Annotated in this window: 21 protein-coding genes and 1 pseudogene; 5 read left to right on the plus strand and 17 right to left on the minus strand. The window is 73.3% G+C overall.

The features are described 5' to 3' along the window. Positions 1-2: 2 nt before the first annotated feature. From OIE67_RS04485 to OIE67_RS04495, 3 genes are read right to left on the minus strand one after another with little or no spacing between them, the layout of a single operon-like run. Positions 3-1,694 carry a serine/threonine-protein kinase gene (locus tag OIE67_RS04485; RefSeq protein WP_326636917.1) on the minus strand — a complete coding sequence of 564 codons (1,692 nt, stop codon included), beginning with the start codon at positions 1,692-1,694 and terminating at the stop codon, positions 3-5. 3 nt (positions 1,695-1,697) lie between these two features. Next, positions 1,698-3,290, minus strand: coding sequence for a serine/threonine-protein kinase (locus tag OIE67_RS04490; RefSeq protein WP_326636919.1), 1,593 nt, complete (start codon positions 3,288-3,290; stop codon positions 1,698-1,700). A 4-nt stretch (positions 3,291-3,294) separates the two neighbouring features. Further along, a complete protein-coding gene (locus OIE67_RS04495; protein WP_326636920.1) occupies positions 3,295-4,926 on the minus strand; it encodes a serine/threonine-protein kinase in 1,632 nt (543 codons plus the stop codon). A 51-nt stretch (positions 4,927-4,977) separates the two neighbouring features. Between OIE67_RS04495 and OIE67_RS04500 the strand changes: the two genes are divergently transcribed. Together OIE67_RS04500 and OIE67_RS04505 are read left to right on the plus strand one after the other, a co-directional pair. Further along, positions 4,978-5,868 carry a hypothetical protein gene (locus tag OIE67_RS04500; RefSeq protein ID WP_326636922.1) on the plus strand — a complete coding sequence of 297 codons (891 nt, stop codon included), beginning with the start codon at positions 4,978-4,980 and terminating at the stop codon, positions 5,866-5,868. Between the two features lie 189 nt (positions 5,869-6,057). Further along, a complete protein-coding gene (locus tag OIE67_RS04505) occupies positions 6,058-8,757 on the plus strand; it encodes an ATP-binding protein (protein ID WP_326636924.1) in 2,700 nt (899 codons plus the stop codon). Here the strand turns inward: OIE67_RS04505 and atpE are convergent. Beyond that, positions 8,735-8,968: an ATP synthase F0 subunit C gene (atpE, locus tag OIE67_RS04510; RefSeq protein ID WP_326645215.1), complete on the minus strand. Its 234-nt coding sequence runs from the start codon at positions 8,966-8,968 to the stop codon at positions 8,735-8,737. The two genes, OIE67_RS04505 and atpE, sit on opposite strands and share 23 nt — an antisense overlap. Positions 8,969-9,119: 151 nt before the next feature. Next, positions 9,120-9,698 carry a dihydrofolate reductase family protein gene (locus OIE67_RS04515; RefSeq protein ID WP_326636926.1) on the minus strand — a complete coding sequence of 193 codons (579 nt, stop codon included), beginning with the start codon at positions 9,696-9,698 and terminating at the stop codon, positions 9,120-9,122. 325 nt (positions 9,699-10,023) lie between these two features. Between OIE67_RS04515 and OIE67_RS04520 the strand changes: the two genes are divergently transcribed. Further along, positions 10,024-10,527: a DoxX family protein gene (locus OIE67_RS04520; RefSeq protein ID WP_326636928.1), complete on the plus strand. Its 504-nt coding sequence runs from the start codon at positions 10,024-10,026 to the stop codon at positions 10,525-10,527. A gap of 55 nt (positions 10,528-10,582) precedes the next feature. Here the strand turns inward: OIE67_RS04520 and OIE67_RS04525 are convergent, their stop codons facing one another. Then, entirely contained in the window at positions 10,583-11,614 is a 1,032-nt protein-coding gene (locus OIE67_RS04525; RefSeq protein ID WP_326636930.1) for a medium chain dehydrogenase/reductase family protein, read from the minus strand. 119 nt (positions 11,615-11,733) lie between these two features. Between OIE67_RS04525 and OIE67_RS55350 the strand changes: the two are divergent. Both OIE67_RS55350 and OIE67_RS04530 read left to right on the plus strand, forming a co-directional pair. Continuing rightward, positions 11,734-11,913: pseudogene (locus OIE67_RS55350) on the plus strand (TetR/AcrR family transcriptional regulator); the annotation flags it as partial. A 154-nt stretch (positions 11,914-12,067) separates the two neighbouring features. After that, a complete protein-coding gene (locus OIE67_RS04530) occupies positions 12,068-12,448 on the plus strand; it encodes a TetR-like C-terminal domain-containing protein (RefSeq protein ID WP_326636932.1) in 381 nt (126 codons plus the stop codon). Here the strand turns inward: OIE67_RS04530 and OIE67_RS04535 are convergent. From OIE67_RS04535 to OIE67_RS04585, 11 genes are all read right to left on the minus strand, one after another. Continuing rightward, positions 12,379-13,527, minus strand: coding sequence for an NAD(P)/FAD-dependent oxidoreductase (locus OIE67_RS04535; protein WP_326636934.1), 1,149 nt, complete (start codon positions 13,525-13,527; stop codon positions 12,379-12,381). The genes OIE67_RS04530 and OIE67_RS04535 overlap by 70 nt on opposite strands. Before the next feature lie 70 nt (positions 13,528-13,597). Further along, a complete protein-coding gene (gene sigJ, locus OIE67_RS04540) occupies positions 13,598-14,467 on the minus strand; it encodes an RNA polymerase sigma factor SigJ (protein WP_326636936.1) in 870 nt (289 codons plus the stop codon). 45 nt (positions 14,468-14,512) lie between these two features. Next, on the minus strand, positions 14,513-15,454 hold the full coding sequence (locus tag OIE67_RS04545; RefSeq protein WP_326636938.1) for a GlxA family transcriptional regulator: 942 nt from the start codon (positions 15,452-15,454) through the stop codon (positions 14,513-14,515). 200 nt (positions 15,455-15,654) lie between these two features. Next, positions 15,655-16,545 carry an aldehyde dehydrogenase family protein gene (locus OIE67_RS04550; RefSeq protein WP_326636940.1) on the minus strand — a complete coding sequence of 297 codons (891 nt, stop codon included), beginning with the start codon at positions 16,543-16,545 and terminating at the stop codon, positions 15,655-15,657. Further along, the gene (locus OIE67_RS04555) at positions 16,538-17,965 is read right to left on the minus strand and encodes an aldehyde dehydrogenase family protein (RefSeq protein ID WP_326645217.1); all 1,428 of its coding nucleotides are present in this window, start codon (positions 17,963-17,965) and stop codon (positions 16,538-16,540) included. The genes OIE67_RS04550 and OIE67_RS04555 overlap by 8 nt, the downstream gene beginning before the upstream one ends. A 14-nt stretch (positions 17,966-17,979) precedes the next feature. Continuing rightward, positions 17,980-18,900, minus strand: coding sequence for a deoxyribose-phosphate aldolase (gene deoC, locus OIE67_RS04560; RefSeq protein WP_326636942.1), 921 nt, complete (start codon positions 18,898-18,900; stop codon positions 17,980-17,982). Beyond that, a complete protein-coding gene (locus OIE67_RS04565; protein ID WP_106238695.1) occupies positions 18,893-19,897 on the minus strand; it encodes an ABC transporter permease in 1,005 nt (334 codons plus the stop codon). The genes deoC and OIE67_RS04565 overlap by 8 nt, the downstream gene beginning before the upstream one ends. Then, positions 19,894-21,384: a sugar ABC transporter ATP-binding protein gene (locus tag OIE67_RS04570; protein ID WP_326636945.1), complete on the minus strand. Its 1,491-nt coding sequence runs from the start codon at positions 21,382-21,384 to the stop codon at positions 19,894-19,896. The genes OIE67_RS04565 and OIE67_RS04570 overlap by 4 nt, the downstream gene beginning before the upstream one ends. Then, positions 21,381-22,322 (minus strand): sugar-binding transcriptional regulator, encoded by a 942-nt coding sequence (locus OIE67_RS04575; protein ID WP_326636947.1) that lies wholly within the window; start codon positions 22,320-22,322, stop codon positions 21,381-21,383. The genes OIE67_RS04570 and OIE67_RS04575 overlap by 4 nt, the downstream gene beginning before the upstream one ends. Before the next feature lie 58 nt (positions 22,323-22,380). Further along, positions 22,381-23,889 (minus strand): FGGY-family carbohydrate kinase, encoded by a 1,509-nt coding sequence (locus tag OIE67_RS04580; protein ID WP_326636949.1) that lies wholly within the window; start codon positions 23,887-23,889, stop codon positions 22,381-22,383. Between the two features lie 2 nt (positions 23,890-23,891). Next, the gene (locus tag OIE67_RS04585) at positions 23,892-24,944 is read right to left on the minus strand and encodes a galactitol-1-phosphate 5-dehydrogenase (protein ID WP_326636951.1); all 1,053 of its coding nucleotides are present in this window, start codon (positions 24,942-24,944) and stop codon (positions 23,892-23,894) included. Between the last annotated feature and the right edge of the window lie 3 nt (positions 24,945-24,947).

A 24,947-nucleotide genomic window follows, 5' to 3' on the forward strand; every position in this document is an offset into this window, starting at 1 on the left:
CATCAGCCGGTGTCCTGGGGCGAGGTGTTCCTGAGGGTGTCCGCCGCCGCGCCGGCGAGCTTGAGCGCCCAGTTCTGGTGCTTGGCCTGGGGCTTGGACTCGCCGAACGTGGCCGCGTCGATCTGCACGACCACGTTGCTGACCCGCAGCCACACGATGCTGTGGGTCTGGGTGAACGTCGTCGCGTACCAGTTTTGGCCGAAGGCGCCGTCCCCGACGCCGGGGAGATCGCGTACGGCCTGGTAGGTCGAACCGCCGCTGCTGCCCGTCTTGGAGGCCTGGGCGGCCTTCCTGCCGCCGAAGACCTTGCGTGCCGCCGCCACCGTGGCCGAGCGGGTGACCTTGACCGTGATCACGTCCTCCCCGCCGTTCCAGCCGCACTCGGCGGGGTCCATCCCGGACTGCCGCTTGGCCAGGCCGGGAATGATCTTCGCGGCCTGGTCCTCCGACACCAGGCCGCACGCGCTGGGTGCGGTGGCGAACTTGCCGTCGCCCGGTGCGCGCGGGGACGCGCTCGTGCTGGCCGCCGGGCTCGGTGGCGGGCTGGAGGGCGGTTCACTGGACGGCTCGTTCGAGGGCCCGTTCGACGGCTGGGCGATCGGGCGGGTCTCCGGGGGCGGGGTCGTCCCGTTGGCGGCGTTGACCAGGAGCACCACGCTCACCGTGACGGCGGTGGCGGCCGTCAGAGCGGCCAGCACCAGGGGCAGCCTGCTCCTGCTCCGGGTCACCGGCATCGTGGCGACCCCGGTGGAGGGGTCGGTGGGTGGCCTGGCGGGGGTGACGGAGCCCCCGACCGGGCGGCGGGTGGGCAGGGGGGCCGCGATCGGGCCGAGCACGTCCTTGATCACGGAGAGCGGCGGGCGCGCGGCCGGGTTCTTGTCCAGCAGCGCCATGAGCAGGCCGCCGATCGGCCCCGCGTGCACGGCGGGCAGCGGGGGCTGGGTGAGCACCGCCGCCACCATCGCCATGGGCGTGTCGCGCCGGAACGGGCTCTGCCCCTCCACCGCCGTGTACAGGGTGGCGGCCAGCGACCAGTGGTCGGAGGCCGGGCCCGTGGGCTCCCCGCGCAGCCGTTCCGGCGCGACGTACCCGGGCGTGCCCGACTGCTCGGCCGCCGCGAGCGCCGAGGCGGCGCCGGGGCCGCCGCCGGTCCACGCGCCGCTCCGCGGATCGGCCTGCGGGCCGTGCCCTGGGCCGGTCCGGTGGTCGATCTGCGGGTCGATCTGGGCGGCGATGCCGAAGTCGGTGAGGATGGCCTCGCCCGCGTCCGTGATGATCACGTTGCCGGGCTTCACGTCACGGTGCAGGATCCCGCGCCGGTGCGCCGCGTCGAGCGCGTCGAGCACCCGCAGCCCGATGGTGGCCACCTGCCCGGCAGGGAGCCGGCCGGACTCCCTGATCAGGTCGGCCAGCGACCGGCCCGCGAGCAGGTCCATGACGATCCACGGCTGCCCCTGCTCGGCGATGACGTCGTGCACGGTGATGATCGCGGGATGGTTCAGCGCGGCGGCGGCGCGGGCCTCGCGCAGGGTGTCCGCGAGCGCCTTGTCCCTGCGGGCCGGGTCGGACGGCAGGCGTACCTGCTTGACCGCGACCTCGCGGCGCAGCACCGCGTCCTGCGCCCGCCAGACCGTGCCGGCGCCGCCCGCCCCCAGCGGTGCGACCAGGTGGTAACGCCCGGCGACTACGTGCATGCGTCAGCCCTTGGCGTCGAGGTTCTCGGCGAGGTACTTGATCGCCTTCGGGATCTTCTGCCGCAGCGTGGGGTCCTCCTTGACGTCACGGGTGTAGCGGACCTCGCCCACGATGTTGCCGGTGCTGAACACCGAGTAGACCGTGACCTTCTTGGTGCTGAACGCCGTCTCCTGCACCTCCCAGGCGACCGCCTGGTCACCGGCGCCGGGGATCTCGAAGACCTCGCCGTGCTTGGCGCCGCTGCCGCCCCGGCCCGCCTCCGACTCGGCCTTCGCCTTGGCGCCCTGCACGTGCTCCTCGGCGAGCTTGGTCTCGTAACCGTCGCCCTGCTGGGCGTACAGGTAGAAGGTGGCGTAGATGGCGAGGTCGCCGCTGTCGCGCAGCGCGCCCCAGCCGCACCTGACGCTGGGCTCGGTGCTGGAGGTCACGTACCGGCCCACCAGCTCGGTGGCCTGCTGCCGGGTGAGCAACTGGCACGGCCTCGGGACCGCGGTGAACTTGCCGGGGGTACGCGCGACCGGCGAGCCGGTGGGCGCGGGCGTGGCGGAGGGCGCGGAGGTGCCGGTCGGCGTCGCGGCGGGCGTGGGCCGCTCGGTCTTCGCCGTGACGGTCGGGGCGGCGACCGGCGTGGTGGCCGGTGCGGCGGGCCCGGACGAGGTGGCCAGGATGATCGCCAGGGCCGCGACGAAGGCGACGGCCACCGCCGCCGCGGAGCCGTACACCGGGATCCGGGGCAGCGTCCAGGACGCCGGGAGCGCCGACGGGACGGTGGCGGCGGTGCGGCCGGTGAGGTGCTGCAGCGACTCCCTGAGCGCCACCGTGTCGGGGCGCTGCATCGGGTTCTTCTCCAGCAGCCGCATGAGCACGGGCGTGAGGGCGCCGGCCCGCTGCGGCGGCCTGGGCGGCTCGGTCATCACCGCGCCGTGCGTGGCCATGGCGGTCGGACGCGAGAAGGGCGGCACGCCCTCGACGGCCGTGTAGAGCGTCGCCCCGAGCGACCACAGGTCGGAGGCGGGCCCGGCGGCCCGGCCCGGCTCCTCGGTGAGCGTCTCGGGAGCGGTGAACCCGGGCGTGCCCATGGGCGCGCTGCCCTGCGGCCCGCCGCCGGTCCGCGTGGCGATGCCGAAGTCGGACAGCAGGATGCGGCCGTCGTCGGCCAGCAGCACGTTGCCCGGCTTGACGTCACGGTGCAGCAGGCCGCGCGCGTGCGCGGCGGCCAGGGCCGACAGCACGAACAGGCCGATCGAGGCGGCCCACTCCGGCGACATCGGCCCGCCCGACTTCACCACCTGGTCGAGGGAGCGCCCGTTGACCAGCTCCATCACGATCCACGGCTCACCCCCGTCCTCGACCACGTCGTGGATCGCGACCACGGCCGGGTGCCTGACCTCGGCGGCCGTCCGTGCCTCGTGCAGGGTGCGCATGCGCAGCCGCCCCTGGTCGTCGGGCGACAGGTTCGGCGGCAGGTGCACCTGCTTGATCGCCACCTCGCGCCCGATCCCGGTGTCGAGGGCCCGCCACACCACACCCATCCCGCCGCGGCCGATGGGCGCGAGCAGCTGGTAGCGCCCGCCCACGAGTCGTGGCTGGTTCATCGCATCACTCCTGGCGTCCTAGCGCCGCCGCGATCCATCGGGCGGCGTCACGCGCGCCTTTGCGCATGGCCTCATCGTCGCCGATCTTCCCGGCGTCGATGTACTTGATCTCCATAACGACGTTGCTCACCCGGAAGACGACGTCGTGCCGCTCCACCTGGCCCTTCGGGTTGACCAGTTCGTAGCTGAACGCCTCGTCCCCGATCCCGTTGACCTCCTCGTACGACCTGCGCTTCTGGGTGATCAGCTTGTCCAGGCCGATGCCCGGCCAGTTCCAGGAGAGCTCGGCCCCCGACTCGGCCGCGTTGAGCGTGTTGACGAACTTCTCCGACGCCTCGTCCACGCTGCGGCCCCAGGCGCTCTCCAGCGGCTCCGGGCGCAGCGGAACCACCGCGACGCCCTTGCCGCGCGTCGTCCACTCGCAGCCCTCGTCCCTCTGCTTGCCCTTGGCCGGCGCGGCCGGGACCAGCCGCCGCACCTGGGTCGGCGTCAGGAGCGTACACGGGCTCACCGGGACCTCGAACTTCGCCTCCGCCACGGTGGGCTTCGCGGTGGCCGGCTCCGACGGCTCGGGGGTGGACGGGGCGGAGGTGGCGGGCGGCGCGGCGGTCTCCGGCGTGGTCGGCCGCGTGGTCGGCCGCGGGGTCGGCTCCGGCTTGAGCAGCGTGGTGCCGGCCACGGCCGCCACCGTGACGACCGCGGCCGCCGCGGTCGCCGCCACTCCGATGATGAGCGGCCGGCGCCCGCTCTTCTGCGGGGGCGCGGGCAGCGGCGCCATCGGCTCCTGGCCCTCCGCCACCCGTTGCAGCAGGTACGCCGCCGAACGCGGATCGGGACGTTCGTGCGGCTCGCGCGCCAGCATGTGCATGAGCACCGGCCCGAGGCTCCCGGCCCGGACCGGCGGCCGGGGCGGCAGGGTGAGGGCGTCGCGCAGCACGGCCATGGGGGAGGTGCCGACGTAGGGGGCCTGCCCCTCGACGGCGGAGTACAGGGTGGCGGCCAGCGACCACAGGTCGGAGGCCGGGCCGCCGCGCTCGCCGCGCAGCCGTTCGGGAGCGATGTATCCGGGCGAGCCGATGAGCAGGCCGGACTCGGTGATCGTGGCCAGGTCCTCCAGCCGGGCGATGCCGAAGTCGGTCAGCACCACCCTCCCGTCGTCGGACAGGAACACGTTGGCCGGCTTCACGTCACGGTGCTGGATGCCGTGGGCGTGTGCGGTGGACAGCGCGTCCAGCACCCGAAGCCCGAGCGCCGCCACCCGCTGCGGGGCCCAGGGGCCCTCGGCGGCCACCGCGTCCTTCAGGTCGCGGCCCTTCAGCAGCTCCATGACGATCCAGGGCATGCCGTTGTGGGTGAGCACGTCGTGGATCTTGATGATCTCCGGATGGCGGAGCTGGGCCGCGGCCATCGCCTCGCGGATCGAGCGTTGCAGCGCCTCCTCCCGCTCGGCGGGGGAGAGCGAGTCGGGGAGCCGCACTTCCTTGATCGCGACCTCGCGGTCGAGGAGTTCGTCGTGGGCGTGCCAGATGGTTCCCATGCCTCCTTGACCGAGTGCTCCGAGCACGCGGTAACGGGAGGCGATTCTCTCTTGAGGAAGTCCAGGCACAATGGCAACAGTATTGAGACCCCCTTTCACTTCGCTATATTTCGCCCCAATCCCTCTGACGACCGACCCTTCGGAGCGAAGATGACCACTGGACCTCCCGTGCCTCCCGCGTCGTACTGGCCGGACGGGGGCAGCACCCGGCCGGCGACGTCGAAGCCGCCGGGTTGGGCGGTGGGCATCATGTCCGCGGCCGCGGTGGTGGCGCTGATCGGCGGCACGGTCCTCGCCACCCGCGACGCGGGCTCCGGCACGCCCGTCGCGCAGCCTCCCCCCGAGGTGGAGCTTCCCGTCTTCCCGCCCTCCGAAGGGCCGTCCGCGAGGCCGTCGCTGGAGCCCTCCTCCTCCGCCCCCGAGGAGACCTCTGAGGAGACTCCCGAGGCGTCCCCTTCCGCGACCGCCACCTCCACCTTCGCGCCGGTCGCGGACGTGCCCGAGGTGTGCGACCTGCTGCCGGAGAGCCTGACCTCGCGGCTGGCGCCCAAGAGCTCGTCGGCGCCCGGCGTCGCCAAGGACGGCTACGGCGCCAAGCGGAAGGACTGCCGCTGGGACCAGAAGGGTTACCACATGGCCGGCGGCTACAACCTGTCGCGGTCGATCAACGTCAAGGTCAACGCCTTCCAGGATCATGACAACGCCCTGGAGGACGCCGACTTCATGTGGGACTCGATGCGCGACTTCTCCGGCCAGACGCGCGAAGATCCCTACAACACGAAATATGGGGAGATCAAGGAGCTTTCCGGGCTGGGCGACTCGGCGTACATGATCTACAGCGAGCACACCGTCAGGCACACCTCGACCGCCTGGATCTACGTCGTGCGGGGGAACGTCACGCTCGACATCAGGTTCATCGGCGCCGACAACAAGGGCCGCGAGATCCTCTCCGACGAGAACAGCCGCCCGGTGCCCGAGGCGGAGATGCTCAAGGGCGTGGAGGAGATCGCCAAGGAGGTCGTCAAGGGCCTGTCCGGTTGATCCGGGCGAAGGGCTGATCCGGCCGCTCCCAGGACCGGTGAGCGGCGCCGGTCGGGCCGTCGTCCGCCCCCGGCCGGACCAGGGCGGGAACCGGTCAGCGGGCGGACCTGTCGCATGGGCTTTCGCCGGGCGCCGGGATAGCATGACAGTGCCTTCCTGATTCAGCGCACGATCACGGGGGATGTGTTCATGCCTGCAGGAGCACGTGACGGCACCGATGCGGGCCGTCCCACGGCCGAGACCGGCCTGGGCGCGTCGTTACGCGCCTGGCGCGAGCGAGCGCTGCTGACCCAGGAGCAACTGGCCGCGCGGGCGGGGCTCAACGTCCGCACCGTGCGCAGGCTGGAGACCGGCGAGCTACGCCGCCCGCGGAGCGCCTCGGTGCGCCTGCTGGCCGAGGCGCTCGACCTGGGCGAAGCGGACCTGGCGACCCTGAAACGCCTCGCGGCAGGCCCTCCGCGCGCTCCTCGCCGGACCCGGGTGCCGCCGCACCAGCTCCCCGCCGACGTGACGGCCTTCGTCGGGCGTACCCGCGAACTGGCCCTCATCGGCGCACCGGACACCACAGGCACTGCCGACGCCACGGGCACTGCGGACACAGACGCTGCGGGCATCGCGGGCATCGCCGGCACAACGGGCACTGCAGGTACGGTGATGGTCACCGCGATCGACGGTATGGCGGGGATCGGCAAGACCGCGCTCGCCGTGCACGCCGCCCATCGCGTGGCCGCGCACTTCCCCGACGGGGACCTGTTCATGGACCTGCACGGCCACACCCAGGGCGTGCCGGCGGCCGAGCCGGCGCAGACGCTGGCCCGCCTGCTGGAGGCGCTGGGCTTCCCGGGTGAGGCGATCCCCCTCGACACCGGCGACCGCGCCGCCCTCTACCGCAGCATCCTGGCCGACAGGAAGATGCTGATCGTGCTGGACAACGCCGCCGACGAAGCCCAGGTCCGGCCGCTGCTGCCGGGCGCGGGGGGCTCGCTGGTGCTGATCACGAGCAGGCGGCGGCTGGTCGGGCTCGACGAGGCCCGGACGATCTCGGTCGACGTACTGCCGGTCGCGGAGGCGATCGCGCTCTTCACCGGCACCGCGGGCGAGGAGCGGGTGGCCGGCGCGTCGCGGGAGGTGCTGGCCGACGTCGTACGGCGGTGCGGCCTGCTGCCGCTGGCGATCCGGCTGGCCGCGGCCAGGCTGAAGGCCCATCCCGCCTGGAGTGTACGGCATCTGCTGGAACGCCTGGAGGAGCACCAGCGGCTGCTGAGTGAGCTGCACGCGGGCCGCCGGAGCATCGCCGCCGCGCTCGACCTGTCGTACCGGGAGCTCAGCGCCGCCGAGCAGCGCGCGTACCGGCTGCTGGCCCTGCACCCGGGGACCGACATCGCCGCGGGAGCGGCCGCCGCGCTGCTGGCCACGCCCGCCGCCCGCGCCACCGTGACCCTGGACCGGCTGCTGGAGGCGCATCTCCTGCAGGAGCCCAATCCCGGCCGCTACCGCTGCCACGACCTGATCCGCGCCCACGGCGCCGAGCGGGTGGCCGGCGAGCCGGAGGCCGATCGGCGCGCCGCCATGACCAGGCTGCTCGACCACTACGGCCGGGCCGCGTCGGCGGCGATGGACCTGCTCTACCCCTACGACCCCGGCACCCGCCCGCGCCGCTCCTCCGGGGAGTCCGTGCCCGGCGCGACGCCCGGCGCGACCATGCCCGGCGTCGCCGCGTCCGGCGGGGCCGCGCTCGACGTGTTCATGCCGGACGCGGATGCGGCCACGGCCTGGCTGGACGCCGAGTTGCCCAATCTGCTCGCCCTCGCCCAGTACGCCGCCGACCACGGCTTCCCCGGCCACCTCCAGCACCTGTCGGCCACCCTGCACCGCTGCCTGCGCGGCCGGGGCCGCTACGCCGAGGCCGAGTCCCTGCACGCGCGGGCCCTGTCCGCCGCCCGCGACCTGGGCGACGACGCGGGGGAGATGGAGGCGCTGCTGCAACTCGGCGAGATCAGGAGCGTGTCGAGCCGGTACGAGGCCGCCGTCGCCGACACCACGGACGCCCTGCGGATCGCCCGCGCCATCGGCGATGAGGCCGGCGAGCTGCGGGCCCTTTCCGGTCTGGGCGTGAGCACCGGGTCCAGGGGACGCTTCCCCGAGGCCCTGGCGTACTACACCCGTGCCATGGAGATCGCGCGGACCATCGGGCACCGTACCGGTGAGCTGGACGCGCTGATCGGCTTCGGCAACGCGCACCGCGCGATGGGGGAGCGCGAGCAGGCGGCCCGCGCGCTGACCCGGGCGCTGGAGATCGCCCGCGTCACCGGCCACCGCATCGGCGAACTGCGCGCGCTGAACGGTCTCGGCCGCATCCACCTCGCGGCCGGCGACCACGGGGCCGCCGCCGCCTGCCTGGGCCGGGCCCTCGACCTGGCCCGCGCCACCGGCCACCGGCTGGGCGAGCTGAGCGGCCTGACCGCCCTCGGCCTCCTGCACCGCGGCCAGGGACGTCTCGAAGCGGCGGTCGACTGCTACCGGCGGGTCCTGGAGATCGCGCGGGAGATCGGCAATCGCAACTGGCAGTTCGAGGCCATCCACGGCCTGGGCCGGTTGCACCACGACCTCGGACGTCCCGGCGAGGCGCTGGAGAGCCACCGTACGGCACTGGCGCTGGCCTCCGACCTCGGTCAGCGCGGCGACCAGGCCCGCGCCCACGACGGCCTGGCCTGCGCCGCCGCCGCGCTCGGCCGCCCCGACCTGGCCCGCCACCACTGGTCCGCGGCCCTGGCCATCCTGACCGGCCTCGGCGCCGACCGCGCCGAGGAGAGCGGCGTCGACGCGGAGACCATCCGCGCCCGGCTCGCCGAGGTGACGCCGGAGGTCATCCCACGAACCGGAAGATGAACGGCGCCACCAGCCCGATGAGGGCGAGCGCCTCGGTGAGGACGAAACCCAGGAGCATGTTCTGGCGAATGAGTCCGTACGCCTCGGGCTGACGCGCTATGGCCTGCACGCCCTGGCCGAAGATGATGCCGACGCCGATTCCCGGTCCTATCGCGGCCAGGCCGTATCCGATGGCGGTGACGTTGCCAGAGACTTCCGCGAGAAACTGCACCCTCGCCGTCCTTTCGTTTGCCGGAACAAGTGAAATGCACGTGATGGCAGTTGAACTCAGGGAAGCAGGAAGTGACATACTCGGCGACGCCAATTCTCCGCTGAACATGTCGTCGAACACCCCGATGGACGAAAGTCCGCCGATATGAAATTCAGCGGCGGACGCGGTAGCGCAGGTGCAGGACCCGGTCGCCCTGGACCACCGCGTGCGGATCCTCCAGCAGGTGCTGGGCGTCGATCGACCCGAAGTAGCGCCGGCCCGAGCCGAGGACGACGGGCACGACGTCCATCGCGACCTCGTCCACCAGCCCGAGCGCCAGCGCCTGGCCGCCGACGTCGCCGGCCGCCACGGCGACGGTGCGCTCACCGGCCAGCTCCGCGGCCTTGGCCACGGCCGCCGCCACGTCGCCGACGAAGTGGTACGACGCCTCGGGGTGCCATCCCTCCGGCTTGGGCCGGTGTGACACGACGACCACGTGGTCACCCGTCGCCGGCCTGCCCTCCCAGCCGTTGGTGAGGTCGAACAGCCGCCGCCCGATCACCATCGACCCGACGCTCTCCCAGATCGGCCGGACGTAGTCGGCCGAGGTCCGCGAGACCTTGAACGGGCCGCCTTCGACGAGTGCGACGTCGCCGTTGTAGTACCAGTCGAACAGCGGGCCGACCTCGTCCTTCCGGTCGGCGATGAAACCGTCGACCGAAACGACGTTGTGCATGATCACCGTGCTCATTCGCGTCTCCTTGACGTCCGCGGGGTGTCCCCGCCCGTGTTGCGCTTTCACCAGGGCGTCGAACGGCGGAACGCCGGATCGACATCCGGTGCGACGAATCTCAAGAAAATCTCGCCGGGCGTCCGGAAAGGTGCGCCCGGACGGCCGGAAAGGCGGCGGGAAGGCTCCCCTAGGGGTGATTCCCGAGGCCTGGGGTGGTACCCGCGGCCCTTCGCGTACGTGCGAAGACGTAGGCCGGTTGCCTCCCTCAGCCTGACGTTTCCCGGCGCCGGTTTCGCGACTCTGAACGCAGACGAAATCGACGACCTCGACGAGGGAGCCCGAAATGACCGCCACCATCGACACCATGATCTCCAGACTGGCCGCCTGGCTGAGCCGGCACAGCATCGACGTCCTGCGCATCAGCCTCGGGCTGGTCTTCGTGGCCTTCGGCACGCTGAAATTCTTTCCAGGAGTCAGCCCGGCGGAGGCCCTGTCCGTTGCCACGCTGGAGAAGCTGTCCCTGGGCCTGCTGTCGGGCTACGCCGCGCAGGCCGTGATCGCCGTCATGGAGGTCTTCATCGGCCTCACGCTGGTGACCGGCAAGCTGCTCAAGACCGGCCTCGTGGTGATGACCGGCGCGCTGGCCGGGTTCTTCGCCCCGTACGCGCTCTTCTTCACCGATCTGTTCCCCGGCGCGCCGACGCTGGAGGCGCAGTACATCTTCAAGGACATCGTCCTGGCCGCCGCGGCCATGGTGATCGCGGCCCGCGCGCTCGGCGCCCGCCTGGTCCCGGTCCGCGAGCCCCTGGAGCGGGTTCACGAGCTCCGCGAGCGGGCAGCGGCCTAGCCGGCCGAACGCGGCGGCGCCTTCCGGATCCGGTCCGGGGAGCGCCGCCGCGTTCTCATGGGGTCAGGACGACCTTGCCGGCCACGGTGCCGGACTCCGCCATCCGCATGGCCTCGGCGACGCGGGTGAGCGGGAACCGCGCCGCGATCTGGGGCGTCATGTCGCCGCGCTCGACCGCCGCGAAGACCTGGGTGAGGTCGGCGCGCAGCCGGGCGCGGAACCGGTCCTTCGACAGGGCCCGTCCGGCCCAGACGTTGAAGAAGTAGGCCCGGCGGCGGTTGGGCAGCGCGTTCCACAGCCACACCCGCATCAGCAGCTTGATCACGGGCCACTGCTTGGAGCCCTGGTCGTCCCTGGTGGAGGCGGTGCCGTAGGCGACGAGCGTGCCGCCGGGCGCCAGCAGCCGCCAGGAGCCGACGATGCCGGGCCCGCCGACGTGGTCGAAGACGGCGTCCACACCGCGCGGAGCGACCTCGCGGGCGCGCGCGGCCACGTTTCCGTCGCGGTAGTCGATCGGGACGACGCCGCGCTCGCGCAGCGCGTCGTGGTGGCGGGCGGACGCGGTGCCGATCACCTTGACGCCCGCCGCGTGCGCCAGCTGGACCAGGACCGAGCCGACGCCGCCGTTGGCGCCATGCACCAGGATGGTCTGTCCCGCGCGGATCCGCGCCTTACGGTGCAGCATCTGCCAGGCGGTGATGCCGTTGACCACGACGGTCTCCGCCTCAGCCGCGCCGACCCCCTCGGGGACGGGCACCACGTCCGCCGCGTCCACGACGACGTGACTGGCCCAGCCGCCGATCTTGACCAGCGCGGCCACCAGGGTGCCGGCCAGGCCGGGAGGCACGCCCGCACCGGTCGCGACGACAGTGCCGACCAGGTCGTAGCCGGGCACGAAGGGGAACGGCGGCTGGTCGTAGTAGCGGCCGCGGCGCATCTGCTGCTCGGCGAACGAGACGCCGGTCGCCTCCATCCTGATCACGACCTGGCCGGGGCCGGCGTCGGGGACCGCTCCGCGCCGGATCCGCAGGTTCTCCGGCTCCACCTTGCCCGGCAGGACGACCTCGACGAGCTCTCCGGTGTCCATGGTGACTCTCCTTCGGGTGCTGTTATAGATCCTTGCTCTAGTTAGAAGTTATAGCCCACGCTACCGGTAGTGTCAATCACTACAGTGATAGACTCTAACTGAAGTGAGGAGTTGATGGGATGGTCGAGCCGACGACTCCGCGCGGGCGCTACCGCGCCCAGGTGCGGGCCGAGATCAAGGAATGCGCGTCGGAGCAGATCGCCACGGCCGGGGCCTCCGCGCTCTCGCTCAACGCGATCGCCAGGCGGGTGGGCATGAGCGGCCCCGCGCTCTACCGGTACTTCGCCGGCCGCGACGAGCTCATCACCGAGCTGGTGAGGGACGCGTACCGGAGTCTTGCCGCCGCCTTCGGAGCGGCGGACCCGAAGGCCGGCGTCGCTGAGCTGGCGCACGTCCTGCGCGGCTGGGCGCTCGACGACCCGCAGCGGTACTTCCTCGTCTTCGGCCCCCCCCGTGCCCGGCTATCACGCGCCGGGGGACATCACCACGATCGCGTCCGAGCCCATGACGACCCTGCTCGACGCCTGCACCGCCGAGCACGCCGGCGACCCCGCGACACCACTCGACGCGCACGCCGCCGCACCGCCCGGCAGCCGGGCGGCGCTCGACGCGCATCTCGACGGGCGGCGGCGGTGGGCGGGCGGGCATCCCGCCCCGCCGGCCGTCCTGCGCCGGGCGCTGACGTTCTGGACCCGGCTGCACGGCGTCCTGTCACTGGAGCTCGCCGGGCACTTCACGGGAATGGGCTTCGACCCCGCGCTGCTCTACGCCGCCGAGCTGGACGCGCTGACCGGCGCGGACGACGGGCGCGCGGAGCCCTTGGGCCAGAGGTAGCTGCCGGGACGGCGGCGCTCCAGCCGCAGCGACCCGACGGTGAACCGGCACACCAGCTCCTTCACCCAGGCGGCCACCCGGCCGCGCAGGATGAACTCCACCGGCGAGTCGTCGCTCCTGACGAACTGGATCACGCCGTCGCGCCGCCCCAGGCTGACGCACTGGATCAGGTACCGGAACCGGAACGGCCGCGCGGCGCGACCCGCGGCCCTGGCGTTGACCACGTCGGCCGCGTGCGCCGCGATCGGCATCCCGGCCGCGCACGACATCCGCGACGCCCCGCCGGGCACGCGCACGGCCGCCGCGTCGCCGACGACGTACACCTCGGGATGCGACACCGACCTCAGCGTCTCGTCCACCAGGGCCCGCCCGCGCGGGTCCACGGCCAGCCCCGCCTCGGCGGCCAGCGGCGGCACCACGAACGACGCCGCCCAGACCACCACGTCGGCCGCCAGGTCGCCCCGATCCGTCCTGAGCACGCCGGGTCCCGCTCCCGTCGCCCGCGTCCCCGCGTGCGTGCGGACGCCGAGCCTGGCGAAGGTGCGGGCCAGATGCCGCCGGCCCTTCTCCGACAGCCCGGCTCCCGGCTCGCCGCCGGTGACCAGCGACACCCGCCAGGACGGATGGCGCTCGGCCAGCTCCGCGGCCATCTCGACGCCGGTCAGCCCGCCGCCGACCACGGCCACCTCGCCGCCGCCCGCTTCGAGCCGGGCGCGCAGCTCGCCGGCCGTCTCGGCGGTGTAGGCGTGTTCGGCGACGCCGGGGGCGCTCACGTCGGTGCCGCTGCCCAGGGCGTACACGAGCGTGTCGTACGGGAAGACCCGCCCGTCGTCAGTGCGCACCCGCCGCGCCTGCGGATCGATGCCGCTCACCCGCGCCTGGACCGTGGCGATGCCGGTGCCCGCGGTCAGCTCGGCCAGCGGGATCGTCACGCTCGGCCGTCCCGCCGCCAGCTCGTGCAGCCTGATCCGCTGCCGGAAGGACGAGTCCGCGCTGATCAGCGTGATCCGGTGAGTACGGTCCAGCCGCAGCGCCGTGGTGAGGCCCGCGTAGCCCGCTCCGATGACCAGGATGTCCATGTCCGCCTCCTTGAGAATTCCATCTGCGGGACAGACGGCACGGCGGAGGAGAACGTGAGCGTGAGTCGGGTCACACGCCGGTGAGCTTGGCCGGGTTCCGCACGTGACACACCTCGGTGATGCGGCCGTCGGCGACGGTGAAGGCCAGCACGGAGTCCACGGTGCCGTCCGCGTTCCTGACCACCACGCCGGGAGCGTCGTTGACCTCGGTGAACTCGGAGGTCATGCCCGCGTACCAGCGCTCGACCAGGCCGCGCACCAGCCGGGCCACCCGCTGCGCGCCCACCACGGGCACCAGCGCCGCGCCGACCACGCCGCCGCCGTCGGCCCGCCACACCACGTCGGGATCGAGCACCGCGACCAGCCCGCTCAGATCGCCGGTGGTCGCGGCGGCGGCGAACGCCGCCACCGCCTTGCGGTGGGCCACCCGGTCACCGGTGCGGCGCGGCGCGTACTCGCGCACCCGGCCGCGGGCCCGGGAGGCGAGCTGCCGCACCGCGTCGTCGCTGCGCCCGAGCACGCGGGCGATCTCGTCGAACGGCACCGCGAACACGTCGTGCAGCACGAACGCGGTCCGCTCGGCCGCCGACAGCCGCTCCAGCACGGCCAGCAGGGCCAGGCTGACCGATTCGTCCATGGTGGCCCGGTCCTCCGGGCCCGGTTCCCGCACCACCGGCTCGGGCAGCCACTCCCCGACGTACGACTCGCGCCGGGCCCGGGCGGAGGTGAGCGTGTCGTAGCAGATCCGGCTCACGGTCGTGGTCAGATAGGCGCGCACGTCCTCGACGGCCCCCGGAGTCGCCCGCTGCCAGCGCAGCCACGCCTCCTGGAGCGCGTCGTCGGCGTCGGCGCGGGTGCCCATGATCCGGTACGCCACCCCCCACAGGTGGGCGCGGTGGGCCTCGAAGTCCGCCAGCCGGGCGGCGTCACCATCCTGCACGAGGCTCACCCTGCGCCCGGACCCCGGAGCACGTCAACTCGGGTCTCATGAGCCGAAGGCCCGCCGGTAGGCGTTGGGGCTGACGCCGGTCGTCTTCTTGAAGCGGTCGCGGAAGGCGGTCGGCGAGCCGAAGCCGACCTGCGCGCCGATGCGCTCGACGGGATGACGGGTGGTCTCCAGCAGGTGCTGGGCCTGCCGGATGCGGGCGCGGTGCAGCCACCGCAGCGGGGTCGTGCCGGTCTGCTCGCGGAAGCGGCGGATCAGCGTACGGGTGCTCATCCCGGCCTGGGAGGAGATGTCGTCGAGGGTGAGCGTGCGGGCGAGGTTGTCCTGGAGCCAGACGAGCAGCGGCTCCAGCTCGGCGCCCCGGGGCGTGACCTGGTGGTCGTGCGCGATGAACTGGGCCTGCCCGCCCTCGCGTTCCAGCGGCATCACGGACAGCCGGGCGGCGTCGGCGGCCACGGCCGAGCCGTAGTCGCGGCGGATCAGGTGCAGGCACAGGTCCAGCCCGGCGGCGGCGCCGGCCGAGGTGAGGAACTGGCCGTTGTCGACGTACAGGACGTCGGGGGCGACCTCGAGCCGTGGGTGGCCGGCGGCCAGCCGGTCGGCCAGGATCCAGTGGGTGGTCACCCGCAGGCCGTCCAGCAGCCCGGTCGCGGCCAGGGGGAACGCGCCTGAGCAGATGGAGGCCATCCGGGTGCCGGCCGCGGCGGCCGCGCGCAGCGCGTCGCGGACGACGCCGGGCAGCGGCGCGAACGGCGTCGCGGTGCCCGGCACGATGATCGTGTCCGCGCCCTGAAGCCCGTCCAGGCCCCAGGGCGCGCGCAGCGTGAACGCCCCGGCGTCGATCTCCGGCCGCTGCGCGCACACCCGGAGCCGGTAGCCGGGCCGGCCGCCGGGCAGCCGCGCCCGGCCGAAGGCCTCGATCGGGGTGGACAGGTCGAACGGGATCACCTGGTCGAGCGCGAGGACCGCGACGGTGTGCATGGCGCGAACCTACCTCCGCGCACCGCCGGTCCCGCGCCCGCCCCGGGCCATGACCTGGCCGGACGGGTCTGGCACTTTTCCGTTGGCAGCCGCCTTCAGCGCCAAGCCCGGTGCTCAGTCGCCTGCATTGTCAGGCCCGGTGCCCAGCCGCCCGCACCGCCAGGCCCGTGCGCAGTCGCCTGCGCCCCCGGACCAAGGGTTCAGCGGCCGATCGGGTGCCAGACCGTCTTGACCTCCAGGAAGGGGCGGATCCGCGCCAGCCCGGGATCGGCGTCGGCCCAGTCGTCCCGGCCCGGCCGCAGCACTCGCTTGAGCGTGCCGGCCGCCAGCTCCTCCAGCTCGGCCGCGAGCGCGCCGGCGCCGGTCAGGTCCAGGGCGTTCACGTCGGCGTGCCCGGCCAGCGGCGGGGCCAGCTCGGCGACCCGGCCGGTCAGGATGTTCGCCACGCCGGCCGGCAGGTCGGAGGTGGCCAGCGCCTCGGCCAGCGTCACGGCCGGCAGCGGGACGCGCTCGCCCGCCACCAGGACGGCCGTGTTGCCCGAGGTGATCACCGGCGCGAGCACGGACACGAGCCCGAGCAGCGACGATCCGGCCGGGGCGAGCACGCCCACGACGCCGGTCGGCTCGGGATCCGACACGTTGAAGTAGGGGCCGGACACCGGGTTCGCGCCGCCGAGCACCTGACCGATCTTGTCGGTCCACCCGGCGTAGTAGACCCAGCGGTCCACCGCCGCCGAGACCAGCGCCTGCGCCCGCCCCGCTTTCACGCCCTCGGCCGCGGCCACCTCGGCCGCGAACTGGTCCCGCCGCCCCTCCATCATCTCGGCGATCCGGTAGAGGATCTGACCCCGGTTGTACGCGGTCCGCCCCGACCAGCCGGGGAACGCCTTCCGCGCCGCCACGACGGCGTCCCGCACGTCCTTGCGGGAGGCCAGGGCCGCGTTGGCGAGGTGGTCTCCGGCCGCGGACGTCACGGGATACGACCTCCCTGATTCCGAGCGCGGGAACGCGCCACCGATGTAGAGCTTGTACGTCCTGCGCACGCCGACCCGCGCCGCCGCCGTCTCGCCCGTCGAGGTCCGCTCAGCCATTGACGTAAGCCTCCAACCCGATCAGTCCGCCCTCGCGGCCGTACCCCGACTCCTTGTAACCGCCGAACGGGCTGGTGGGGTCGAACACGTTGAACGTGTTGGACCACACCACCCCGGCCCGCAGCCGGGCGGCGGTCCAGAGCATCAGCGAGCCCTTCTCCGTCCACACCCCCGCCGACAGCCCGTACGGCGTGTTGTTCGCCTTGGCCACGGCCTCCTCCGGCGTACGGAAGGTGAGCACCGACAGCACAGGACCGAAGATCTCCTCGCGGGCGATCCGGTGCGCCTGCGTGACGCCGGTGAACACGGTGGGCGGGAACCAGTAGCCGCGCTCGGGCAGCGGGCAGACCGGCGACCAGCCCGTGGCGCCCTCGGCCTGCCCGGCGGCGGACAGCTCGCGGATCCTGGCCAGCTGGGCGGCCGAGTTGATCGCTCCGATGTCGGTGTTCTTGTCCAGCGGATCGCCGAGCCGCAGCAGCTCGATCCTGGCCCGCAGCCGGGTCAGCAGCTCCTCCTGGATCGACTCCTGCACCAGCAGCCGCGACCCGGCGCAGCACACGTGGCCCTGGTTGAAGAAGATGCCGGTGACGATCCCCTCCACGGCCTGGTCGAGGGCGGCGTCGTCGTAGACGATGTTGGCGCCCTTGCCGCCCAGTTCGAGGGTGAGCCGCTTGTCCGTGCCCGCCACGGCGCGGGCGATCTGCCGGCCCACCTCGGTCGAGCCGGTGAAGGCGACCTTGTCGGCGTCCGGGTGGGAGACCACGGCCCGGCCGGTGTCGCCGGCGCCGGTCACGATGTTGACCACGCCGGGCGGCAGCTCCGCCTCCTGGCAGATCTCGGCGAAGGCCAGCGCCGTCAGCGGCGTGGTCTCGGCCGGCTTGAGCACGACCGTGTTCCCGGTGGCCAGCGCGGGCGCGACCTTCCAGGCCAGCATCAGCAGCGGGAAGTTCCACGGGATGACCTGCGCGGCCACGCCCAGCGGCCGGGCACTGCCGAGCCCGGCGTGGGCCAGCTTGTCCGCCCAGCCGGCGTAGTAGAAGAAGTGGGCCGCGACCAGGGGCAGGTCGACGTCCCTCGTCTCCTTGATCGGTTTGCCGTTGTCCAGCGACTCCAGCACGGCCAGCTCGCGGGCGCGTTCCTGGATGATGCGGGCGATGCGGAACAGGTACTTGCCGCGTTCGGCGCCCGGCAGGCGCGACCACACGTGCTCGTACGCCCGCCGCGCCGCGGCGAACGCCCGCTCCACGTCGGCCTCGCCGGCGGCGGCCACCTCGGCGAGGGGTTCCTCGTCGGCCGGGTTGACGGTGACGATGCGCTCGTCGTTCTTCGCCTCGACGAACTCCCCGTCGATGAACAGGTCGTACGACGGCCGGATGGACACGATCGAACGTGACTCCGGCGCGGGCGCGTACTCGAAGATCTCCACGCCTCTCCCTAGTCGATGGTGTAGTAGTCGGGGCCTGAGTAGTGCCCGGTGGCGAGCTTGGTGCGCTGCATGAGCAGGTCGTTCAGCAGCGTCGACGCGCCGAGCCGGAACCACGCGGGGTCCAGCCAGTCGTCCCCGGCGATCTCCTTGACCAGCACCAGGTAGCGGATGGCGTCCTTGGTGGTACGGATGCCGCCGGCCGGCTTCACCCCGGCCTGCCGCCCGGTCGCGGCCCGGTAGTCCCTGACGGCCTCCAGCATGATCAGCGTGACCGGCAGGGTGGCGGCGGGGGAGACCTTGCCGGTCGAGGTCTTGATGAAGTCGGCCCCGGCGTGCAGCGCCAGCCACGACGCCCGGCGCACGTTGTCGTAGGTGACCAGCTCGCCGGTCTCCAGGATGACCTTCAGGTGCGCCCGGCCGCACTGCTCCTTGACCGCGGTGATCTCGTCGAAGACCTTGCCGTAGTCGCCGGCCAGGAACGCCCCCCGGTCGATGACCATGTCGATCTCGGTGGCTCCGGCGGCCACCGCCGCGCGGGTGTCGGCCAGCTTGACCTCCAGCGACGTACGCCCGGCGGGGAAGCCGGTGGCGACCGAGGCGAGCCCGACGCCGCTGCCCGCCAGCGCCGGCGCGGCCGTGGCGATCATGTCGGGGTAGACGCAGAGGGCTGCCACCGAGGGGGCGGTGGGGTCGGCGGGGTCGGGCCGCACGGCCTTGGCCGCCAGCGCGCGTACCTTGCCGGGGGTGTCCGACCCCTCCAGCGTGGTCAGGTCGACCATCCGGATGGCCAGGTCGATCGCCTGCCGCTTCGCGGTCGTCTTGATCGACCGGGTGGACAGGCCGGCGGCCCTGCGGGCCACCCCGACCTCGTCCACACCGGGCAAACCGTGCAGATAGCCCCTCAGGGAGCCGGGCAGGGTGTCAGGCACGGGCGCCACGCCTTTCGATGAGCAGGTTGAGCACGAGGGCGACCAGCAGGATGAGACCGGTCACCACCATCTGGAAGAAGGAGCCGAGGCCGAGCAGGTTGCACAGGTTCCGCAGCACCGACAGCAGCAGCACGGCCACGAACGTGCCGAACACGCCGCCCCGCCCGCCGAACAGGTTCGTGCCGCCGAGCACCACCGCCGCGATGGCGTCCAGCTCCAGCCCGTTGAACGCGGTGGGCTGGCCCACGGTCAGGCGGGAGGTGAGCAGCACCCCGGCCAGCGCGGCCAGCCCGCCCGACACGGCGAACACCGTGGTGATCACTCCACGTACGGGCAGCCCGGACAGCCGGGCCGCCTCCTTGTTGCTGCCGACCGCGTAGACGTACTCGCCGAACGTGGTGCCGCGCAGGATCCCGGCGGCGAGCAGCGTGACCACCACGAAGATGATCCCGACGATCGGGACGTAACCGATGAATCCGCCGCCGAGCAGCTGGAACCCCTCCGACCCGCCGGCCTCGGCCGGCTTGCCGTCGGTCAGCAGGTACGTGAGCCCGCGCACGGCGGTCAGCCCGGCCAGCGTGGTCATGAACGACGGCAGCGTCAGGTACGCCGACAGCCCGCCCATGAACGCGCCGAACGCCGCCCCGGCGACCACGCTGAGCAGGATCGCCGGCAGGACCGGCACGCCCGAGGTCATGAGCAGCGCGACCGTCATCCCGCCGAAGGCCGCCACGCTGCCCACGGACAGGTCGATCCCGGCCGTCAGCACCACCATGGTCATGCCGATGGCCACGATCCCGGTCAGCGACGACTGCTGCAGCAGGTTGGCGATGTTGCGGCCGGTGAGGAACTGCGGGGCCAGCAGCGAGGCGACCACGCACAGCCCGAGGAAGACCAGCAGCAGATTGGACTTGACGATCAGGTCGGCGCCGCGGCGTGAGCGCGTGCCCGGCTCCCCGGTGGCCGAGGTCACCGAGGATCCGATGGATGCGGTCATGGTGTCGCTCCTGTGATGACGGTGTGCGCGATGACGTTCTCGGCGCTGACCCGGGGATCGAAGCGCGCGACGTTGCGGCCCTCGTACAGGACCTGGATCCGGTCGGCGTTGGCGGTCAGCTCGTTGAGCTCGCTGCTGGCGAGCAGGACGGCCACGCCCTGGTCGGCCAGGTGGCGCACCTGGCGGTAGAGGTCGGCCTTGGCGCCCACGTCGAGGCCGCGCGTGGGCTCGTCCAGCAGCAGGACCCTGATCCCGCCGCGGGTGATCCACTTGGCCAGCACGACCTTCTGCTGGTTGCCGCCGGAGAGCTGGCCCACCGGCTGGCCAGGACCGGCCGCCCTGACGCCGAGGTCGGCCAGGGCGGGCGCGGTCAGGCGCCGGCCGAGCCGGCCGGGCAGCAGCCACGGCGGCCTGCCGAGCGCGCCGACGGCGGCGTTGCGGCTCACCGACAGGCCCAGCATCAGCCCCTGCTCCTTGCGGCTCTCCGGCACCAGCGCGAGCCCGGCCCGCACGGCCGCGGCCGGGCTGCCCACCTTGAGCGGGCGGCCGTCCAGGCGGGCTGTGACCTGGGCCTTGAGGTCGCCGAACAGCGCGCGCAGCAGGGTGGTGCGGCCCGCGCCGCCGAGCCCGGCGAGCCCGACCACCTCGCCTGGCCGCACCTCGATGCCGCGCACGTCGAGCAGCCCGGGGACGTGCACGCGTTCGACGCTCAGCAGCGGCTCGCCCTCGGGCGCGGGCCTGTCGGTGGCGCCCACGAGCTCACCGGCCTCGCCGATCATGGCCGCGACGATCTCGTCCGCACTGGTGACGGCCAGGTCGTAGACGCCGACGGCGCGGCCGTCACGCAGCACGGTCGCGCGGTCGCCGATCTCCATCACCTCGTCCATCCGGTGCGAGATGAAGATCACCGAGCGTCCTTCCGCGACGAGGGACCTGATGACCTCGAACACGGCGAGCAGCTCGCTCTCGCCGAGCGTGGCGGACGGCTCGTCCATGACGATCACCCGCGCGTCCGCGGTCAGCGCCTTGGCGATGGCCGTGAGCTGCTGGGCCGCGATCGGCAGGTCCCTGACCCTGGCGGTCACCGGGAAGCGGGCGCCGACCCGGTCCAGCGCCCGGCGGGCCAGCCGCGCCCGTTCGGCCCTGCGGACGAACGGGCCCAGCCGGGGCGTGCGGCCCAGCAGCAGGTTCTGCGCCACGGTCAGGTCGGGCAGCAGGTCCAGCTCCTGGTAGATCACCGCGACGCCGGCGGCCAGTCCCGCGTGCGGGGTGACCGGCGTGTACGGCTGCCCGTCCAGCAGGATCGTCCCCTCGTCCGGCCGGTACGAGCCCGACAGGATCTTCATCAGCGTGCTCTTGCCGGCCCCGTTCTCGCCCAGCAGGCAGTGCACCTCGCCGGGACGCACGCTCAGCTCGACGCCGTCCAGGGCGACGGTGCCGGGGAACCGTTTCACGATCCCGGTCATGCGCAGGCGTTCCGTGCTCATGCGGCCTCCAGGAGATGGCGGGCGTTGTGGTCGTCGGTGATCAGCACGTCGCACAGGCCGCTGGAGACGACGGCCCGGCACACGGCGCGCTTGGCCGCGCCGCTGACCAGCGCGACGGAGGTGGTGGCCGAGCGCAGGACGTCCAGGGAGAGCCCGAGGGTACGCCCGTCCAGGGCGGGATCGACGATCTTGCCGTCGGCGTCGATGAAGCGCCCGAGCACGTCGCCGACCGCGCCCGCCCGGGCGAGCCTGGACAGGTGGGCGGCGTCGATCTGGCCCGAGTCCACCAGCACCGAGTCGCTGTCCATGCCGCCGGGGCTGAACAGGAACAGGTCGGCGCGGGCGGCCAGGGACAGCACGTCGGCGATGGCCCGGTCGCTCTCCAGCACCGCGCGGGTGCTCTCCTGCTCCAGGATCGCGGGGGCGGCCAGCAGCGTCGCGGTGCCGCCGCCGTGGTGGGCCATCAGGCTGGCCATGCTGTGCGCGCTGGTGGGGTGGCGCGACCGGCTGAGCGCGCCGTTGATCTGCACCACGTTGACGCCGGTGGCCCAGCCGGGGGTCAGCCCGCCGGCCAGCCGGTCGAGCGTGCGGCCCCAGGAGACGCCGATCAGGTTCGGCGCGGGCCGCATCTCCATCAGGTGCTCGGCGCCCGCCGCGGCCACCCGGTCGCGCATCTGCTCGGCGTCGTCGCCGCCGACCGCGGCGACCACGACGGCGTCGCGCAGGCCGAAGCGCTCCCTGAGCGAGCGTTCCAGCGTGCGGACCCGGGAGCGCGGGTGCAGCACCTCGATCCGGACGATGCCGACCTCGCGCGCCTCGGCCAGCATGCGGCCCACCTTCCAGCGGGTGAGGTGCATCGCGGTGGCGATCTGCTCCTGGGTCTCGCCGCTCTCGTAGTAGCGGACGGCCACCTGGTAGAGCTGGTCGTCGTCACTCATGCGCCGGGCCTCCTCCGGTTGCGGTGGCTCATGCGCGGGGCTCTCGGGTTGCGGTGGCTCATGCGCCCGGCCTCCTTCCGCTGAGGCGGTGGGAGATGCCGGTGGTGGCGGCGGTGGCGGCGCGGTAGTCGGCGTAGCCGTCGCGGTAGGCCGCCACGTTGCCGGGGAGCGGCTCGACCGTGCGCACCTTGGGCGCGTAACGTGCCGCCGCCTCCGCCAGCGAGCCGTGCCGGCCCGAGCCGGCCGCGGCCAGCACGGAGCAGGCCCGCAGCGTCAGGTTGTCGCCGCTGACCAGGTGCACCGGCCGACCGAGCACGTCGGCGGTGGTCTGCAGCCACAGCTCGTTGTGCTGGATGCCGCCCGACAGGAAGATCTCGTCCACGGCGATCCCGCCGTCGGTGAAGGAGTCGACGACCTGGCGGGTGCCGTATGCGACGCCTTCCACCGCCGCCCGGTAGACCTGCTCGGGCGTGCTGGCCAGGGTCAGGCCGAGCACCGCGCCGCGCAGGTGCGGGTCGCGCAGCGGCGTGCGGTTGCCCATGAAGTAGTCCAGGACGATCAGGCCGTGCTCCACCGGCGGCGACTGCGCCGCCGCCTTGATCAGCCCGCCGATCTCCGCCCGCGGCCGGCCGATGAGCCCCTCACCCGTCCACGCCAGGACGGAGCCCGCGCTCACCTGGCCGCCCTCGACGAGCCAGCGGCCCGTGCGCAGCGCGTCCGGGTACGGCCCCCACACGGTGGAGGGGTAGACCGGCTCGGCGATCTCCGTGACGAAGGCGTTGGACGTGCCGCAGACGATCGACACCTGCCCCTCGTGGCCGCCGCCGACGGCCAGCAGCGACAGGTGCGCGTCGATCCCGCCGGACACGACGGTGGCCGGTCCGGTGATGCCGAGCTCCGCGCGGGCCCGCGCGCCGAGCGGCCCGACCGGGTCACCGACGGGCACGATCTCGTCGGGCAGCTTGGCGGCCAGGTCGCCGATGCCGAGCGCCTCGTACAGGTCGTGCGGATGACCGGCGCCGCGCGGGTCGTAGTTGCTCTTGCAGACCGCGTTCATCCGCGACCCCGCCCACCGTCCGGTGAGCCGCCAGACCAGGTAGTCCGCCGCCTCGACGATGCGGGCGGCGGCGCGGTAGGTGGCGGGCTCGTGCCGGGCCAGCCACATGGCCTTGGGCACCAGCCACTCCACCGCGTCGCGGCCACCGGAGTACCGCAGGACCGGATGGCCGGTCTCGGCGGTGAGCTCGGACTCCGCGCCGGCCCTGCCGTCCATCCAGAGCAGGGCCGGCCGCAGCGGGCGGCCGTCCCGGTCGAGCACGGCCACGGTCGAAGCCGTGGTCGCCACCGCGATCCCGTCGATCGACGGGCCGCCCGCCTCGGCGAGCGCCTGCCTGACGGCGTGCGCGCCCGCCCGCCACCAGTCGTCCGGATCCTGCTCGGCCCAGCCGGGCCGGGGGAAACGGGTCGGGTACCGGTCGGCGCCCGACCCCATGAGCGTGCCGTCGACGCCGTAGACCGCCGCGCGGGCGCCTTCGGTCCCCAGGTCGAGGGCGAGGAAGGCAGCCATCGTCAGCCCTCGTTCGGCAGGAAGAGGACCTTGGAGCTGAAGATCGAGCGGTCGCCGAGGCTCGCGATGGTCTCGGGCAGCGCGTCCAGCCCCAGCTCGTGCGTGATCATGAACTTCCAGGCCAGGTCGCCCGAGGCCAGCGACCGCGCCGCCACCCGCCACTCGTCGCCGGGGAAGGGCGCGGAGAAGGAGTTCCAGGCCCCGTGCAGGGTGACCTCGCGGCGCAGGAACGAGCTGAACGTGGCCTTGGGCAGCACCACGGGCTCGTGCGGGATGCCGATGAAGACGGCCTCGCCGTGCCGGGCGGTCAGCGCCACGGCCTGGTCGACGGTGGCGGGCACGCCCGCCGACTCGATGACCACGTCGTAGCCGTCACCGGCCGTCTCCGCCGCGGCCTGCGCGCTTGTCGCCGTGTGCGTGGCGCCCGCCTCCGTGGCCATGGCCGCCTTCTGCTCGTTGAGCTCGATGACCAGCACCTCGGCGGCGCCGGCGAGCCGGGCCCACTGCACGGCGAACAGCCCGATGGGGCCCGCTCCTACCACCGCGACCCGCTTGCCGCCGCGCATCTTCGTCCGCCACAGGGCGTGCAGCGCGATCGCGGCCGGGTCCAGCATGGCCGCCGCACGCGGGTCGAGGTCCGCGGGCAGCACCATCAGGTTCTCCCCGGGGACGGTGACGTACTGCGCGTACGCCCCGTCGCGCCGGCTGCCGAAGTAGCCGTAGTTCTTGCACAGGCTGAAGTGACCCTGGCTGCAGGGGTCGCACTCGTGGCACGGGATCAGCGGGGGCACCGTGACCAGGTCACCCTCGCGGACCCGGTCGGCGGCGGCCAGGTCCGCGCCGAGCCGTACGACGTGCCCGGAGAACTCGTGGCCGCAGATGATCGGGAAGTGGTACGCCCCGGCGTGCAGCATGCGGGGGACGTCCGAGCCGCAGACGCCGCAGGCCGCGACGCGGACGAGCGCCTCGCCGGGACCCGGCTCCGGCACGGGCACCTGCTCGACCCTGATGTCGCCGGGGGCGTGGAGCACCGCGGCCTGCATGGTTTCCGACATCCT

It is taken from the genome of Nonomuraea fuscirosea (genome assembly GCF_035917475.1).
GTDB lineage: Bacteria > Actinomycetota > Actinomycetes > Streptosporangiales > Streptosporangiaceae > Nonomuraea > Nonomuraea fuscirosea.

Excerpts from the sequence above, each read along its gene's own strand:
- OIE67_RS04575 (WP_326636947.1), bottom strand. The coding sequence starts at position 22,322 with ATGAGTGACGACGACCAGCTCTACCAGGTGGCCGTCCGCTACTACGAG.
- OIE67_RS04515 (WP_326636926.1), bottom strand. The coding sequence starts at position 9,698 with ATGAGCACGGTGATCATGCACAACGTCGTTTCGGTCGACGGTTTCATC.
- OIE67_RS04570 (WP_326636945.1), bottom strand. The coding sequence starts at position 21,384 with ATGAGCACGGAACGCCTGCGCATGACCGGGATCGTGAAACGGTTCCCC.
- OIE67_RS04490 (WP_326636919.1), bottom strand. The coding sequence starts at position 3,290 with ATGAACCAGCCACGACTCGTGGGCGGGCGCTACCAGCTGCTCGCGCCC.
- OIE67_RS04505 (WP_326636924.1), top strand. The coding sequence starts at position 6,058 with ATGCCTGCAGGAGCACGTGACGGCACCGATGCGGGCCGTCCCACGGCC.
- OIE67_RS04485 (WP_326636917.1), bottom strand. The coding sequence starts at position 1,694 with ATGCACGTAGTCGCCGGGCGTTACCACCTGGTCGCACCGCTGGGGGCG.
- OIE67_RS04580 (WP_326636949.1), bottom strand. The coding sequence starts at position 23,889 with ATGGCTGCCTTCCTCGCCCTCGACCTGGGGACCGAAGGCGCCCGCGCG.
- OIE67_RS04585 (WP_326636951.1), bottom strand. The coding sequence starts at position 24,944 with ATGTCGGAAACCATGCAGGCCGCGGTGCTCCACGCCCCCGGCGACATC.
- OIE67_RS04545 (WP_326636938.1), bottom strand. The coding sequence starts at position 15,454 with ATGCACACCGTCGCGGTCCTCGCGCTCGACCAGGTGATCCCGTTCGAC.
- OIE67_RS04535 (WP_326636934.1), bottom strand. The coding sequence starts at position 13,527 with ATGGACATCCTGGTCATCGGAGCGGGCTACGCGGGCCTCACCACGGCG.
- OIE67_RS04525 (WP_326636930.1), bottom strand. The coding sequence starts at position 11,614 with ATGGACACCGGAGAGCTCGTCGAGGTCGTCCTGCCGGGCAAGGTGGAG.
- OIE67_RS04550 (WP_326636940.1), bottom strand. The coding sequence starts at position 16,545 with ATGGCTGAGCGGACCTCGACGGGCGAGACGGCGGCGGCGCGGGTCGGC.
- OIE67_RS04520 (WP_326636928.1), top strand. The coding sequence starts at position 10,024 with ATGACCGCCACCATCGACACCATGATCTCCAGACTGGCCGCCTGGCTG.
- OIE67_RS04565 (WP_106238695.1), bottom strand. The coding sequence starts at position 19,897 with ATGACCGCATCCATCGGATCCTCGGTGACCTCGGCCACCGGGGAGCCG.
- OIE67_RS04500 (WP_326636922.1), top strand. The coding sequence starts at position 4,978 with ATGACCACTGGACCTCCCGTGCCTCCCGCGTCGTACTGGCCGGACGGG.